At 62.1% G+C, this 14,103-nt stretch carries 15 protein-coding genes and 1 other RNA gene; 13 read left to right on the forward strand and 3 right to left on the reverse strand.

The genetic code is table 11. The features are described 5' to 3' along the window. The first annotated feature begins 164 nt into the window (after nucleotides 1-164). The 3 genes from AC1Q80_RS25010 to ssrS all read left to right on the forward strand — a co-directional run bounded on the left by AC1Q80_RS25010 (nucleotide 165) and on the right by ssrS (nucleotide 1,037). Nucleotides 165-434, forward strand: coding sequence for a DUF4164 domain-containing protein (locus tag AC1Q80_RS25010; protein WP_053249644.1), 270 nt, complete (start codon nucleotides 165-167; stop codon nucleotides 432-434). Between the two features lie 11 nt (nucleotides 435-445). After that, nucleotides 446-823, forward strand: coding sequence for a cell division protein ZapA (locus tag AC1Q80_RS25015; protein ID WP_173423606.1), 378 nt, complete (start codon nucleotides 446-448; stop codon nucleotides 821-823). 55 nt (nucleotides 824-878) lie between these two features. Next, nucleotides 879-1,037, forward strand: a non-coding RNA gene (gene ssrS, locus AC1Q80_RS25020) — 6S RNA. A gap of 24 nt (nucleotides 1,038-1,061) precedes the next feature. On the opposite strand, the gene AC1Q80_RS25025 is transcribed toward ssrS, so the two are convergent. Further along, nucleotides 1,062-1,937: a LysR family transcriptional regulator gene (locus tag AC1Q80_RS25025; RefSeq protein WP_234903148.1), complete on the reverse strand. Its 876-nt coding sequence runs from the start codon at nucleotides 1,935-1,937 to the stop codon at nucleotides 1,062-1,064. Nucleotides 1,938-2,033: 96 nt separating this feature from the next. On the opposite strand from AC1Q80_RS25025, the gene AC1Q80_RS25030 reads away from it, so the two are divergent. Continuing rightward, nucleotides 2,034-2,288 (forward strand): hypothetical protein, encoded by a 255-nt coding sequence (locus tag AC1Q80_RS25030; RefSeq protein WP_173423605.1) that lies wholly within the window; start codon nucleotides 2,034-2,036, stop codon nucleotides 2,286-2,288. Here AC1Q80_RS25030 and AC1Q80_RS25035 read toward each other — a convergent pair. Beyond that, nucleotides 2,283-2,492, reverse strand: a complete 210-nt coding sequence (locus AC1Q80_RS25035) for a helix-turn-helix domain-containing protein (protein WP_209791640.1) — start codon at nucleotides 2,490-2,492, stop codon at nucleotides 2,283-2,285. The two genes, AC1Q80_RS25030 and AC1Q80_RS25035, sit on opposite strands and share 6 nt — an antisense overlap. Nucleotides 2,493-2,850: 358 nt before the next feature. On the opposite strand from AC1Q80_RS25035, the gene AC1Q80_RS25040 reads away from it, so the two are divergent. From AC1Q80_RS25040 to AC1Q80_RS25075, 8 genes are all read left to right on the forward strand, one after another. Then, nucleotides 2,851-3,423, forward strand: a complete 573-nt coding sequence (locus AC1Q80_RS25040) for a 5-formyltetrahydrofolate cyclo-ligase (protein ID WP_173423604.1) — start codon at nucleotides 2,851-2,853, stop codon at nucleotides 3,421-3,423. Between the two features lie 109 nt (nucleotides 3,424-3,532). After that, nucleotides 3,533-4,357: a TIGR00282 family metallophosphoesterase gene (locus tag AC1Q80_RS25045; protein WP_077500688.1), complete on the forward strand. Its 825-nt coding sequence runs from the start codon at nucleotides 3,533-3,535 to the stop codon at nucleotides 4,355-4,357. 403 nt (nucleotides 4,358-4,760) lie between these two features. Beyond that, nucleotides 4,761-5,915 (forward strand): efflux RND transporter periplasmic adaptor subunit, encoded by a 1,155-nt coding sequence (locus AC1Q80_RS25050; protein WP_492362175.1) that lies wholly within the window; start codon nucleotides 4,761-4,763, stop codon nucleotides 5,913-5,915. Beyond that, on the forward strand, nucleotides 5,912-9,091 hold the full coding sequence (locus AC1Q80_RS25055) for an efflux RND transporter permease subunit (protein WP_492362176.1): 3,180 nt from the start codon (nucleotides 5,912-5,914) through the stop codon (nucleotides 9,089-9,091). The genes AC1Q80_RS25050 and AC1Q80_RS25055 overlap by 4 nt, the downstream gene beginning before the upstream one ends. Nucleotides 9,092-9,390: 299 nt before the next feature. Continuing rightward, the gene (locus AC1Q80_RS25060) at nucleotides 9,391-10,227 is read left to right on the forward strand and encodes an MBL fold metallo-hydrolase (protein ID WP_209791646.1); all 837 of its coding nucleotides are present in this window, start codon (nucleotides 9,391-9,393) and stop codon (nucleotides 10,225-10,227) included. A gap of 16 nt (nucleotides 10,228-10,243) precedes the next feature. Continuing rightward, complete coding sequence (locus tag AC1Q80_RS25065; RefSeq protein ID WP_492362177.1) at nucleotides 10,244-10,741, forward strand: DUF6636 domain-containing protein; 498 nt, start codon at nucleotides 10,244-10,246, stop codon at nucleotides 10,739-10,741. 86 nt (nucleotides 10,742-10,827) lie between these two features. Further along, entirely contained in the window at nucleotides 10,828-11,574 is a 747-nt protein-coding gene (locus AC1Q80_RS25070) for a YebC/PmpR family DNA-binding transcriptional regulator (protein WP_173423599.1), read from the forward strand. A gap of 161 nt (nucleotides 11,575-11,735) precedes the next feature. Further along, nucleotides 11,736-12,398: an HAD hydrolase-like protein gene (locus tag AC1Q80_RS25075; protein ID WP_492362178.1), complete on the forward strand. Its 663-nt coding sequence runs from the start codon at nucleotides 11,736-11,738 to the stop codon at nucleotides 12,396-12,398. A gap of 4 nt (nucleotides 12,399-12,402) precedes the next feature. Here the strand turns inward: AC1Q80_RS25075 and AC1Q80_RS25080 are convergent, their stop codons facing one another. Further along, entirely contained in the window at nucleotides 12,403-13,404 is a 1,002-nt protein-coding gene (locus tag AC1Q80_RS25080) for an LLM class flavin-dependent oxidoreductase (protein WP_492362179.1), read from the reverse strand. 171 nt (nucleotides 13,405-13,575) lie between these two features. Here AC1Q80_RS25080 and ruvC point away from each other — a divergent pair, with 171 nt between their 5' ends. Continuing rightward, nucleotides 13,576-14,088, forward strand: coding sequence for a crossover junction endodeoxyribonuclease RuvC (gene ruvC, locus AC1Q80_RS25085; RefSeq protein ID WP_053249697.1), 513 nt, complete (start codon nucleotides 13,576-13,578; stop codon nucleotides 14,086-14,088). Nucleotides 14,089-14,103 lie beyond the last annotated feature (15 nt).

A 14,103-nucleotide genomic window follows, 5' to 3' on the forward strand; every position in this document is an offset into this window, starting at 1 on the left:
GCGCTGCGGCCGGATGAGCCGGCTATGCAATCCATCCACAGCTTCCGTAATGCTTTGCTGTAGTTGGCATTGTTGAGATTTACGTAATAGGTTTAAAAAGGAGTGAGCCGAAGCGGCGGACGGGATCCTGGCGATTCGGCCTCACGGGCGAGGTATCGAAAAACATGCCGGCAAAGACGGTCAAAGCGGCGATCGACGAACTGAAGAACGCGGTTCAGTCCCTGGAAAACGCGATCGATAGCCGTTTTGACAGGGAACGCGATCTCGGCGAGTTCGAGGGCGAGGTCCGGCGGGTCAATACGGACCGGTCGCGACTGGCACAGGAACTCGACCAATCCCAATTCCGGGCAAACCGGCTTGAAGAGGTCAACCGCGAGGTTTCCCGACGCCTCGTGACGGCGATGGAAACCATTCGAGCGGTGCTCGACCGCTGAGGTTAAGCGACATGGCGCAGGTGACAGTATCGATCGACGGCAAGGCCTATCGCATGGCCTGCGAAGAGGGACAGGAAGATCATCTGATCGAACTGGCCACGAACTTCGATCAGTATGTCGGTCATTTGAAGACCCAGTTCGGCGAGATCGGCGATCTCAGGCTGACCGTGATGGCCGGCATTATGGTCATGGACGAACTCAGTGAAGTGAACCGCCGGCTGAAGGCGCTCGAATCCGAAGTGGACAGCCTCAAGCAAGGGCGCGACGGCGCGCTCTCCGACCAGGCAAGAAGCGAGGAACTGTTGGCTTCGGCGCTGTCCGAAGTCACCTCGCAGATCCACACCATCGCGGCCAAGCTCAATGGCCGGGCAACCTCTTCGACAAACTGAGCGCTTTCGTCGGGCTGCCTCTGGCGCGACGCAGGGATCGCCTCTATATATTGGATGCGGTCTGCGCTTCCCGACAGGACACACAATCCCCGGGGCCATACTCGATCTCAAGGGAGCTGTCCCTGGCCGGGCTCGTGGGTCCGGACATATGGCGCCCACCTACGTTTGTAGGCACCCGGGATCGTAAACTATCCATCGGTTGTGTGGATCGCACCTCTTCCCCTCTTTCATGCCTGCCTCACCCCGTGGCAAACGCGCTGCGGATGGCGTCGGCCATGGCGTCGACCGTCTGCGAGCGATGGCCGGGGCGGGTGCGCAGCACGACGTTGGAAAAGTCGATGACGCTGAAGCCGTCGTCTTCGGTCAGTTCGCGGCAGCCGGCGGGAATCGCGCTGCGCGACAGCGGCGCGATGGCAAGGCCGGAGACGACGGCGGCGATCAGGCCATTGCTGGTGCGGCTGGCATAGGCGACCCGGCTCTCGATCCGGCGCTTCTTCAGGCCCTTCATCGCAAGCTCGTCACACCAGCCGCCTGCCAGGTAGGTATAGGTGGCGATCGGCAGCGGGCGGCGTTGATGGGCTTCGTGCTGGTCCGACGTCACCCAGACCGTGGGATCGACCATGAGGACCTCGTTGCGCGTCGGGCCGCCGGGTTCGAACACCACGGCGATGTCGATTTCACCAGCGGCCAGCGCATTGACGTTTGACATCGACACGCCCTGCTGCACGGTCACCTCGACGCCGGGGTGAACGGCGGCGAAGGCGCCCAGCGCTTTCGGAAGGGTGGAATTGATGTATTCCTCGGAAATCCCGATCCTGACCGTGCCGGCGAGGGCCGGCAGGCGCATGGATGCCGCGGTGTCGTCGAGCATGGCCACGATCCGGCGGGCGTTGTCTACGAGACGCAAGCCCTGCGCTGTCGGCACCACCCCGCGCGAGTGACGCTCGAACAAGGGGTCGCCGAGCATGTCCTCGAGCTTCTTCAACTGCATGCTGACGGCGGATTGGGTACGGCCGATGCTGTCGGCGGCCCGTGTCAGGTTGCCGGCGTCGGCAACGGCGAGAAAGGTTCTCAGGAGATCGCTGTCGAGCGGAGCGGACATTGTTTTCACCATCAGAGTTTCTGATGGCAGTCATGCTTGCAATTCGTTTGTCAGATGTCAACGGTCCGAGGACAATAGGCGCAACCGATAGACACCAAGGTTGTCCCGATGAGCGTTCTTGCTCTTGCCTTCTTCTCTGATCTTCAGGTCACGCTGCGCGGTCGTCTGCTAACAACGGGTCGACTGCTGTTGGCAGCCGCTTCCGTCGAGCCGCAACCGGCGATCCCGCGTGGCAAGCCGCACCTGCTTCGCGATGCCGGGCTCGTTATTCACGATGCCGGGATCGATGATGTTCGGGCGGATGCCGGCTGGCGTGAACTCGCGGGCCGGGATGCGGTCTACCGCTCACACTGGCTGCTATGAAATGATATCGAGCCGGGCGGCGCGAAAGATCGCTTCTGCGAGATTGCCCGCATGCAGCTTGCGCATGGCGTCCTGCAAGGCCCTGTCGATACGGTCGAGGGGAATATCGGTCTCGCGCATCATGTCCTGACGCGTGCGGCCGCGGGCGGCCAGCGTCAGGCAACGCAATTCCAACGGTTCGAGTTCGTTCATCTGGTCCTTCATGGACGTCGGCTTTTCCACTGCTGCCTGCAGGAGCGCGTCCATACATCGAACGCGGGCATTAGTTCCTGCTAATTATTTGAAATCATGTTTGTATTTGCACGCGCCCTTGCATGTGCGAAAGCGGAACCGTTGCCCATGATGAACGGAACCCTAACTCTGTGCCGTTGCGGGAACGTCGCGTTCGACTGTCGCAAACTGTTGCAAAACAGGCGGTGACGTGGTTCGAGCTAAGGGCCGCAGCGCGCTATGCCACAGGCGCCGATGCGGGAATCGATCCGAAAACGGCGTCCTGTTTCATTTCGGGAAAAAGAATGTGGCGCCGGTCCAGTGTTCGCGCGCAGTCTGTCGGAGGGGAATGATGTCACCAAAGGATCTGAAAGCTGCCCTGCGTCGGGAGAGACTGGCGCTTCGCGACGCGATGGCGCCGGAGATCCGCATCGAGGCGAGCCTGACCATGGCCGATCACGCCGGCGACGTCATTGCGCTCGATCCCGGTCATATCGTTTCCGGTTTCTGGCCGATCCGTTCCGAAGTGGACATCAGGCCGCTATTGGCGCGTCTTCGGGAGCGCGGCGCAAGGCTTTGCCTGCCTGTCATCATGGACAAGAAGACCATCGTGTTTCGCGAACTGCTCAACGGCGCGCCTGTCATCGAGACCGGTTTCGGAACGACGGGACCCGGACCGGACGCGCCGGAGCTCGACCCGGATATCATGCTGGTGCCGCTGTCGGCCTTCGACGCGACCGGCCATCGCATCGGCTACGGCGCCGGCTATTACGACCGCGCCATCGACAAGCTGCGCAACAAAGGCCACCTGCCGAAGCTGATCGGGATTGCATTCGACTGCCAGGAAGTGGCATCAGTGCCCGCTGAACCGCACGACGTCGCGCTAGACGCCGTCCTCACGGAAAGCGGCTTTCGACATTTCTAGAGTGTGCCAGGCGGTCCCCGGATTGCCAGCGACGCACTATCACTTTGTTTTACGCAAGTTCGACAGCCACGCGCTTTTGCTCGAACTGGCTTGGTAGGATTGAACGGGCATGAGGCTTTTGTTTCTGGGAGATATGGTTGGCAAGACAGGCCGCACGGCGGTCTGGGAGCGCCTTCCGGGACTGGTCAGCGACCTGAAGCTCGATTTCGTCATCGTCAATGGCGAGAACGCCGCCGGCGGTTTCGGCATCACCGAGGATATCTTTTTAGAGACGATCAATGCCGGTGCCGATGTCGTCACCACCGGCAACCATGTCTGGGACCAGAAGGAAGCGGTCGTCTTCTGCGAGCGGCACGACCAGTTCCTGAGGCCGGCGAATTACCCCGCGGGCACGCCCGGACGCGGATCGAACCTGTTCTTTGCCCGCAATGGCGCGCGCGTGCTCGTTGCCAATGTGATGGGCCGGGTCTTCATGCATCCCGAACTCGACGATCCCTTCAAGTCGGCCGAGGCGATCCTCGCTGCTTGCCCGCTTGGCGAACAGGCTGATGCCATCGTTTTCGATTTCCATGCGGAAGCGACCAGCGAGAAGCAGTGCTTCGGCCACTTCGTCGATGGCCGGGCGAGCCTCGTCGTCGGCACGCACACCCATGTGCCGACCGCCGACCACCAGATCCTCAATGGCGGCACCGCCTATATGAGTGATGCCGGCATGTGCGGCGACTACGATTCCTCGCTCGGCATGGACAAGGAAGAGCCGCTCAACCGCTTCATTTCGAAGATGCCGAAGGGGCGCTTCGAGGCGGCGTCCGGGCCGGCAACCATCTGCGGTCTCGGGGTGGAAATTTCCGACCGCACCGGCCTTGCCGAAAAGATTGCGCCGCTCCGCCTCGGCCCGCGCCTGACGGAGACGATCCCGGATTTCTGGGCCTGAACCACCGTCAGATTGACGATTTCCCGCTGCCGGATCCTCTCTCCCGCGCCTGATCAAGGCGCGGGATTATACGCGTATCACCTTCGCGGAATTGATTTTTTTCAAGGTGACAACCTGGCAAAATGATGGCAGGTTAACCTCACGTCAGCACCGTTTTGGACGCGGCCGACGTCCGCAAGTCTTCCACATTGAAGTACCATCCGCAGCACAGGATTGCGGGTTCGAAATGTCGCCGCAGGTATACGGACGACCAATGTCCCATGCCGGGCGTTCTCTATTTCTACTGCAAATTGCCTGGATCGGCGTCGATCGGAGACAATTGTGCAGCGAGTTTCAAGCGTGACAGCGTTCTTTCCGCGCTCTGTTTGAAGCGTGGCGCTGTCGGTGCATTTGGAGAGCGTGCATGTTTTCAAAGTGGCATTTGCCGATGATTGTCGGCGCTTCAATTTCCCTTTTCTCGGCGACAAACGTGGCGGCGCAGGATGCGCAGCTTCCCACAGTCACGGCCGCCAAGCCTGTTGTGCGCGATGTGATCGATAGCGATGAGTTCATCGGCCGCTTCGAAGCGGTCGACGAAGTTGCCATCCGCGCCCGCGTCGGGGGGTATCTCGACGAAGTGAATTTCACCGACGGCGCCCTGGTGAAGAAGGGCGACAAGCTCTTCGTCATCGACCAGCGCCCTTACCGCACCGCGCTGTCGCAGGCCGAGGCCGCGCTCGAATCGGCGCGCTCGTCTCTCGCCTTTGCCGAGACCCAGTTCAAGCGCACGGAATCCCTGACCGGGACCGGCACGCTCTCTGTCTCCACCCTTGACGATCACCGCCGTGAACTGCTCTCGGCCCAGGCCAGCGTGCGCGGAGCGGAAGCGGCGGTCGAGCGCGCCAGGCTCGATCTCGACTATACAACGATAACGGCACCGCTGACCGGCCGCGTCGATCGCCGGCTGATCTCGACCGGCAACCTGGTTCAGGCAGACCAGACCGTGCTGACGACGATTGTTTCGCTCGATCCGATCGACTTCTATTTCGACGTCGACGAGCGGCGTCTGCTTTCCTATGCGCGTGTTGCGCGCGAACGCGGCAGCGCGCTGCAGGAGGGCGGCGGCTCGCTCGAGGTCATGGTCACGATCGCCGATGCCAATGAGGCGCCGTTCAAGGGCAAGCTCGATTTCGCAGAAAACCGGCTGGATCAGGCAAGCGGCACGATGCGGGTGCGCGCCCGCTTCGACAATCCCAAGTTCGTGCTGCAGCCGGGCCTGTTCGGCCGTGCCGAGCTCGAGGGCTCAAACTCCTATAAGGCGGTGCTCATTCCAGATGAAGCTATCGGCGCCGACCAGAACGAACGCATCGTCTACGAGGTGCGCGAAGACGGCACCGTCGTCACCAAATCGGTGCGGCTCGGCCCGAAACTGCACGGCTACCGCGTCATCCGCAGCGGCATGACCGGCGATGAAATCATCGTCGTCAACGGTCTGATGCGGGCTCGACCCGGCACCAAGGTCAAGGCCGAGATCGTCGAGTTGCCTCCCGAAGCTCAAGCAGCGGGGACGGCTCAATGAGATTTGCGCACTTTTTCGTTGACCGGCCGATCTTTGCATCGGTGCTTTCGATCGTGCTCTTGATCGTCGGCAGCATCGCCTACGTCCAGCTGCCGGTGGCGCAGTATCCGGAAATTGCCCCGCCGACGATCGTCGTACGCGCCGCCTATCCGGGCGCTGACGCCGAGACCATCGCCAACACCGTAGCAACGCCGTTGGAGCAGGAAGTCAACGGCGTCGAGAACATGCTCTACATGTCCTCCTATTCGACCGCCGACGGCTCGATGGCGCTGACGATCACCTTCAAGCTCGGAACCGACCTCGATCAGGCCCAGGTTCTGGTGCAGAACCGCGTCTCGATCGCCGAACCGCGGCTGCCGGAAGAAGTCCGCCGCATCGGCATCACCACGGCGAAAAGCTCGCCCGACCTGATGATGGTCGTGCATCTGTTGTCGCCGAATGAGCGCTACGACCAGCTTTACGTGTCGAACTATGCCCGTACCCGGATCCGCGATCTGCTGGTTCGTCTCGACGGCGTCGGCGACGTCATCCTGTTCGGCGAGCGCGAATATGCGCTGCGCGTCTGGCTCGATCCGGAAAAACTCTCGGCCTACTCGATGACAGCCGGCGACGTCGTGCAGGCGTTGCGCGAGCAGAACGTCCAGGTTTCGGGCGGCTCGATCGGCGCGCCGCCGACACCGGGCGACAGCGCATTTCAATACACCGTCACGACCGACGGCCGTTTCAGCGATGCCCGGCAGTTCCGCTATGTCATCGTCAAGGCGACGGAAAGCGGGCGTCTGGTGCAGCTGCAGGACGTGGCGCGCATCGAGCTCGGTGCCCGCGAATATGTCAACAACAGCTATCTGGACGGCAGCCCGGCCGTGGCCCTCGGCATCTTCTCGCGGCCGGGCACCAACGCGTTGGACGCGGCCGCCGCGATCCAGAAGGTGATGACGGACGTTTCGAAGGACTTTCCAGACGGTCTCGAATACCGGATCGTCTACAATCCGACAGAGTTCATCTCCGAGTCGATCAACGAGGTCTACAAGACGATCGGCGAAGCCGCCATTCTGGTGGCGCTCGTGGTTCTCGTCTTCCTGCAATCCTGGCGCACGGCGATCATCCCGATCGTTGCGATCCCCGTGTCGCTGATCGGTACCTTCGCATTTCTCTATGCCTTCGGCTTCTCGCTCAACATGCTGACATTGTTCGGCCTGGTGCTGGCGATCGGCATCGTCGTCGACGACGCCATCGTCGTGGTCGAGAACGTCGAGCGAAACCTGGCGCGCGGCATGACCCCGCGCGAGGCGTCGCACGTGACCATGGATGAAGTGGGAGCCGCGGTCATCGCGATATCGCTGGTGTTGACCGCCGTCTTCATCCCAACGGCCTTCATCCCCGGGATTGCCGGCCAGTTCTATCTGCAGTTCGCCGTCACGATTTCTGTCGCGACGGTGATCTCTGCTTTCAATTCGCTGACGCTCTCGCCGGCACTTGCAGCGATCCTGTTGAAACCGCACGAAAACAATCACCACGAAAGCCGCAACCCGCTCACCCGGTTTGGCCGCTCGCTGGCCAACGGCTTCAACAATGGTTTCGACCGCATGGCCGAAGGCTATGCCTGGATCGTGCGCAAGCTGGTTTCGACTAAAACGGCGCTCGCTGCGGCGCTCATCGTCTTCGTCGGCCTTCTCGGGGCCACCTGGTACATGGCGCAGATCGTGCCGAGCGGCTTCGTGCCGACCATGGACCAGGGCTACGCCATCGTCGTCATCCAGCTTCCGGATGGGGCTTCGCTCGATCGTACCGATGCGGTGGTCAGGCGCGCCTCGAAGATCATCCAGGAGGTGCCCGGCGTGAAGAACGCCGTCGCCTTTGCCGGCTTCAACGGTGCGACCTTCACCAACGCCTCCAATTCGGGCGTGATCTTTGCCTCCTTCGAGAGTTTCGAAGAGCGCTTGAAACACGGCCAGGGGGCCAACCAGATCATCGGGCAGCTCTATGGCAGCCTGCAGAGCATCCAGGAGGCCTTCATCATCGCGGTTCCGCCGCCGTCTGTGCGTGGCATAGGCAACTCAGGCGGCTTCAAGATGCAGATCATGGATCGGCAGAGTTCCGACATGCGCCGGGTGTTGGGGCTTGCCTACCAGATGATGGGGGCCGCCAATCAGACCGACGGGCTGACCGGGGTCTTCACCACGTTCTCGGCGTCGAGCCCGCAATACTTCCTGGCGATCGACCGCGACAAGGCGAGGACCTTGAACGTGCCGATCCCGAACATCTTCGAGGCACTGTCGATCAACCTCGGCACATCCTATGTCAACGACTTCAACGCCTTCGGCCGTGTCTACCAGGTGAGGGCGCAGGCCGACCAGCAATATCGTCTGGAGCGGGACGATATTCTGGCGCTGAAAGTCCGCTCGGCCACTGGCGCCCTGGTGCCGATGGGCACGCTGGTGGAGATCCGCGACACGGCGGGTCCCGCCCTCGTGCAGCGCTACAACATGTACGTATCGGTGCCGATACAGGGCAACCCTGCGCCCGGCGTTTCTACCGGCACGGCCCTCGACAAGATGGAGGCGCTCGCTGCCCAGATCTTGCCGCAGGGAACGACTTTCGAGTGGACGGAGCTCGCCTTCCAGGAACGCCAGACCGGCAACACCGCGGTCTTCATCTTCGCACTGTCGGTCGTCTTCGTGTTCCTGGCGTTGGCGGCGCAGTATGAAAGCTGGGTCCTGCCGCTGGCGATCATCCTGATCGTGCCGCTCGGCGTGCTCTCAGCGCTCGTCGGGGTGTTTATCCGCGGGCTCGATAACAACGTGCTGACCCAGATCGGGCTGATCGTTCTGATCGGACTTGCGGCCAAGAACGCGATCCTGATCGTCGAGTTCGCGCGTCAGGGCGAAGATGAGGGCAAGACGCCGATCGAGGCGGCGGTCGAGGCCAGCCAGTTGCGCCTGCGGCCGATCCTGATGACCGCCTTCGCCTTCATCCTCGGCGTCGTGCCGCTGATGATCGCCACCGGCCCCGGTGCCGAAATGCGCCAATCGCTCGGAACCGCGGTGTTCTCCGGCATGCTGGGCGTAACCTTCCTCGGCCTGTTCCTGACGCCGGTCTTCTACGTTGCGCTTCGCTCGGTGCGCCGGCGCAAGACGGCTGCGGCGGGTGAACCGGAGCCGACGCCGGCCGAGTGACGCGAACGCATCGCTGTCTGTGATTTAACGCCCCGGCGGAAGCGCCGGGGCGTTTGGTTGTGAACGGGCCTGCCGGTACTGTTCGCAATGCCAGCACAATGACGCAAACGTGAGCGCCCGCTCGCCCATTGCGGCTGGACGTAACGGCGTGCTTGAACAATCCTCCTCTCGCCCGTGATGGCGGCGTTTCTCGAAAGGGGACCGTTCGCTGCAGGTACCGTGAAACGGCCGCACGATCTGTACCCAAGTCGGATTGCACTTGGGCTCAGGTCATGCGTGCGAGGTGTGAAAGGTGAAGGATGATGCTCCGCTACCTTGCCTACACTTTTGCCGCCATCTGGCTTCTGCATGTCTTCTGGCCCTCGGTCGCCCATGCGCAGGCGGCACCCGCGCAGGTGAGCCAATGCCAGGCGATCGCCGAGACCTTGCCCAAGGCGACCTTTGCCAGTTTTACGCCGGTTGCTGCCACGACGGGACAGACCGCCGCCGGCGAGGTGACAATCAGCTATCTCGGCCACTCGACCTTTCTGATCGAGACGCCGGGCGGCGTATCGATCGCCACCGATTACAACGGCTGGTTCCGCCCGGAAGCGCCGCCGACGGTGGCGACGATGAACAAGGCCCATTCCAGCCACTACACGCTGACACCGGATCCGGCGATCCGCACAGTGCTGCATGGCTGGGGTGATGACGGCGAGCCGGCACGGCACGATGTCGTCGTCGGCGATGCCTATATCCGCAACGTCACAACGGACATCCGCTCCGGTGCGATGACGATGGAGCACGATGGCAATTCCATTTTCATCTTCGAGGTGGCGGGCCTGTGCATCGGCCATCTCGGTCATCTGCATCACGAGCTTGATGACAGCCATTACCGGCAGATCGGCAGGCTCGACGTCCTGATGGTGCCGGTCGACGGCGGGCTGACCATGGGGGCCGAAAGCATGAGCCGCGTCGTGTCGCGTCTGCGTGCAGCGCTGATCCTGCCGATGCATCGGCGCGGTCCGCCGATCAACGCCTTCCTCGACATGTTCGGCGACGATTTCGACAAGAGCTTTGCGACAGGGACGAGTGTCAAAGTCTCGTTGCGTTCCTTGCCAAGCAAACCGCTGATTTATATTCTCCAGGGCGTCTGAACATCGGGATTGCCCAATGAAGTTGTCAGTGGTCGGCGTCGTTGCATTTGTGTTTCTTTCGATCGTAGCCCAGGCAACCACGGCTCTCGCCGGCGGCGCGCCGCCGCCGCGTTTGCCACCGCCCGACACGCAACAGCCCCAAGCCACGCCACAAGCAACGGCAATACCCGCCGCCGAGCAGGAAGAGTTCGTGATGCCATCCGGCAATATCGGCTGCATCTATACGCCGGCCGGCGGTACGGCGACCTATCAGCCTGTCGACGACGGGCCGGAATTATCCTGCGATATCATCGCGCCGCGTTACGTCAGGGCAACACTTGGACGGTCGGGTGCCGCGACGATCAATCGCGAGGTCGGCGATCCCAGCTGCTGTTCCGCCGCGCCGGTGCTTGAATACGGCGCGACGTGGTCGGGCGGACCTTATTCCTGCACCTCGGAACGGACGGGCCTTTCCTGCCGTCGCGACGACGGCCATGCCTTCGTTCTCAGCCGCGCCAGCATCTCCGCCAACTGAAAAGAAACGCCCCCTGCTGGACGGAAAGCGGCAATAAAACTATAAGGCGCCCCATTCCATTCAAATTCATGCATGCAGAGGGTGCCATGGCTGGCCATTCACAGTTCAAGAACATCATGCACCGCAAGGGCCGTCAGGATGCGGTGCGCTCGAAAATGTTTTCCAAGCTCGCGCGCGAAATCACGGTTGCGGCGAAGACCGGTATGCCCGACGCTTCGATGAACGCGCGCCTGCGTCTGGCGATCCAGAACGCCAAGGCGCAGTCGATGCCGAAGGACAACATCGAGCGCGCCATCAAGAAGGCCTCCGGCGGCGATTCCGAAAACTACGAAGAAGTGCGTTACGAAGGTTACGGCCCGGGCGGCGTCGCCGTTATCGTCGAGGCGCTGACCGACAACCGCAACCGCACCGCCTCCAACGTCCGCTCGACCTTCACCAAGGCCGGCGGCGCACTCGGTGAAACCGGCTCGGTTTCCTTCTCGTTCGACCGCGTCGGCGAGATCACCTACAAGCTTTCGGTCGGCACAGCCGACAAGGTTATGGATGCGGCCATCGAAGCCGGTGCCGACGACGTGACCACCGACGAGGAAGGCCACACGATCATCTGCGGTTTCGAAGCGATCGGTGAAGTCTCCAAGGCGCTCGAAGACACGCTCGGCGAAGCCGAAACCGTCAAGGCGATCTGGAAGGCCCAGAACACCGTGCCGGTGGACGAGGAGAAGGCACAGTCGCTGATGAAGCTCATCGACATCCTCGAAGACGACGATGACGTCCAGAACGTCTACTCGAACTTCGAAGTCTCCGACGAGGTCATGGCGAAGCTTTCCGCCTGATACTCTTCTATCTGTCCTGCATGTTCCCTTAAATCCTATCCGGTCCAAGGGCTAAAACATGCGGCAATGCAGACCGCCGCAGCGACCTTTGCGCATCCGATAGGGCGCGGACGCTGTGGATGGTGCGATCTACCCGTGTCCTGCTGGACGCGGGTTTTTCTTTGGATATCGCCGACGGGATGTCACCGATGACGTATGAATTCGCGATCTTCGATTTCGACGGCACGCTCGCCGATACCGCGGAGGGGTTCATGGCGGCGAGCAACATCGCGGCCACGCGCTTCGGCTTCCGCCAACTCTCCCTGGAGGAGTTCAAGGGGCTGCGCGCCATGAGTAGCCGCGAGATCATCGCCCATATGCGCGTGCCAATGTGGAAGCTGCCGCGGATCGCGACGTTCATGCGTCAGGAGATGGCAGCCCAAGCGCCGTCTACCCGGCTTTTCCCCGGCGTGTCGGACATGTTGACGGGATTGAAGGCGGCCGGCATCGGTATCGCGGTTGTCAGCTCCAATGGCGAAGCGGCCATTCGCACGGCGCTGGGTGAGACCGCTACTGCCGTAGACCTTTTTGAGTGCGGCGCGACGTTGTTCGGCAAGGCGCAGCATTTCAAGCGGGTCGTCAAGTTCGCCGGCATCGACCCGCTGCACGTTCTTGCAATCGGCGACGAGGCCCGCGACATCGAGGCCGCCCGCAAGGCACGCATCTCCGCCGGCGCCGTCGGCTGGGGCTATGCCGACCCGGCGTTTCTGAGATCGCTCGGACCGGATCGTTTCTTCGATCGCATGGACGAGATCCTGCCGGCCTTTCGGGCCGCGAAGGGCTGAAAGGTTACGCGGCTTTTGAAAGCTGCTGCTGCGCCTCGGCGAAGAGCCGCAGCGATTTCAGCCGCGCCTCCATGTCGAAGATCGGCATGGAGATGATCAGTTCGTCCGCCTTCGTCTGGTCGAGGAATGTCCCGATCTTCCGGCGGATCGTTTCAGGGCCGCCGACGATGGCATAGGACATCGCGTGGTCAACGAAGATCTTCTCATCCGAACTCCACAAGCCATCCATTGATGCGACAGGTGCGGGGAACCGGCCGCGGGCATTGCGTCGAAGGGCGACGAAGGATTGCTGCATCGAGGTGAAGAGGTAGTTCGCCTCCTCGTCTGTCTCCGCTGCCACGCCCATGACGCCGACCATCACATGTGGCTTGTTGAGCGTTTCGGACGGCGTGAAGCGTTCGCGATAGATTTCGAGCGCCGACAGCAGCATGTCGGGCGCGAAATGCGAGGCAAAGGCAAAGGGCAGGCCGAGCATGCCGGCAAGGTGCGCGCTGTAGTGGCTCGAACCGAGAAGCCAGATCGGAACATTGGTGTCGGCGCCCGGAACCGCGATTATCGCCTGATTGTCGCCAACGGGCCCAAGCAGTGCCTGCAGCTCGACGACGTCGTTGGGGAAATTGTTGGCACTCGCCTCCATGTTGCGGCGGAGCGCCTGGGCGGTGCGCATGTCGGTGCCGGGCGCGCGGCCAAGCCCGAGATCGATACGGCCGGGATAGAGCGCTGCGAGCGTTCCGAACTGCTCGGCAATCACCAGCGGCGAATGGTTCGGCAGCATGATGCCGCCGGAGCCGACGCGTATCGTCTTCGTGCCGGCCGCCACATGGGAAATGACGATGGAGGTCGCCGCGCTGGCGATGCCCTTCATGCCGTGGTGCTCGGCCAGCCAGAAGCGCTTGTAGCCGTTTTCTTCGGCCGCCTGCGCCAGAAGCCTGGAGTTTTCCAGCGACTGGGCGACACTGCCGCCTTCGGTGATCGGGGAGAGATCGAGGACGGAGAACGACGCCATGAGCAAGGCCTTTGTTGAGCAAAATTGATTGAATGCCTATGTAAGGTCAAAATTCCTCAATCCAAGGGCGCTGGTCGAGATTTCCCGCCGGGGCACTCCCCTCATGTGGATGTTTTTGTTTTGTTCACTTTTTGCTGGCAGCGTCCCGACACGCAGCATAGGGTGAAATTCATGCAGACCACGATTCGCATCATCGGCATCGATCCGGGCCTTCGCCGTACCGGCTGGGGCATCATCGAGACGCTCGGCAATTCGCTGCGCTTCGTTGCTTCCGGCACGGTGACGTCGGACGGAGACATGGATCTCGCCTCGCGGCTCTGCCAGCTGCATGACGGCCTTGCCGAAGTCGTGCACAGCTATCAGCCGCACGAGGCGGCGGTGGAGCAGACCTTCGTCAACAAGGACGCGACGGCGACGCTGAAGCTCGGCCAGGCCCGCGGCATCGCCATGCTGGTGCCGGCACGTGCGGGCCTGAGGGTTGCTGAATACGCGCCGAACGCCGTCAAGAAGGCCGTGATCGGTGTCGGTCATGGCGAGAAGCAGCAGATCCACATGATGCTGAAGGTCCTGATGCCGAAGGCCGAGTTCAAGGGCAACGACGCTGCCGACGCGCTGGCGATCGCCATCTGCCACGCGCACAACCGCTTGTCGGTGACCAGCCGGCTTGCGGCCCTGATGGGGTAGTTGCGCTTCTGCCAT

The organism is Ensifer sp. GW823-FHT05D09 (assembly GCF_058795755.1).

Excerpts from the sequence above, each read along its gene's own strand:
- AC1Q80_RS25010 (WP_053249644.1), top strand. The coding sequence starts at position 165 with ATGCCGGCAAAGACGGTCAAAGCGGCGATCGACGAACTGAAGAACGCG.
- AC1Q80_RS25015 (WP_173423606.1), top strand. The coding sequence starts at position 446 with ATGGCGCAGGTGACAGTATCGATCGACGGCAAGGCCTATCGCATGGCC.
- AC1Q80_RS25025 (WP_234903148.1), bottom strand. The coding sequence starts at position 1,937 with ATGGTGAAAACAATGTCCGCTCCGCTCGACAGCGATCTCCTGAGAACC.
- AC1Q80_RS25030 (WP_173423605.1), top strand. The coding sequence starts at position 2,034 with ATGAGCGTTCTTGCTCTTGCCTTCTTCTCTGATCTTCAGGTCACGCTG.
- AC1Q80_RS25035 (WP_209791640.1), bottom strand. The coding sequence starts at position 2,492 with ATGAAGGACCAGATGAACGAACTCGAACCGTTGGAATTGCGTTGCCTG.
- AC1Q80_RS25040 (WP_173423604.1), top strand. The coding sequence starts at position 2,851 with ATGTCACCAAAGGATCTGAAAGCTGCCCTGCGTCGGGAGAGACTGGCG.
- AC1Q80_RS25045 (WP_077500688.1), top strand. The coding sequence starts at position 3,533 with ATGAGGCTTTTGTTTCTGGGAGATATGGTTGGCAAGACAGGCCGCACG.
- AC1Q80_RS25050 (WP_492362175.1), top strand. The coding sequence starts at position 4,761 with ATGTTTTCAAAGTGGCATTTGCCGATGATTGTCGGCGCTTCAATTTCC.
- AC1Q80_RS25055 (WP_492362176.1), top strand. The coding sequence starts at position 5,912 with ATGAGATTTGCGCACTTTTTCGTTGACCGGCCGATCTTTGCATCGGTG.
- AC1Q80_RS25060 (WP_209791646.1), top strand. The coding sequence starts at position 9,391 with ATGATGCTCCGCTACCTTGCCTACACTTTTGCCGCCATCTGGCTTCTG.
- AC1Q80_RS25065 (WP_492362177.1), top strand. The coding sequence starts at position 10,244 with ATGAAGTTGTCAGTGGTCGGCGTCGTTGCATTTGTGTTTCTTTCGATC.
- AC1Q80_RS25070 (WP_173423599.1), top strand. The coding sequence starts at position 10,828 with ATGGCTGGCCATTCACAGTTCAAGAACATCATGCACCGCAAGGGCCGT.
- AC1Q80_RS25080 (WP_492362179.1), bottom strand. The coding sequence starts at position 13,404 with ATGGCGTCGTTCTCCGTCCTCGATCTCTCCCCGATCACCGAAGGCGGC.
- ruvC (WP_053249697.1), top strand. The coding sequence starts at position 13,576 with ATGCAGACCACGATTCGCATCATCGGCATCGATCCGGGCCTTCGCCGT.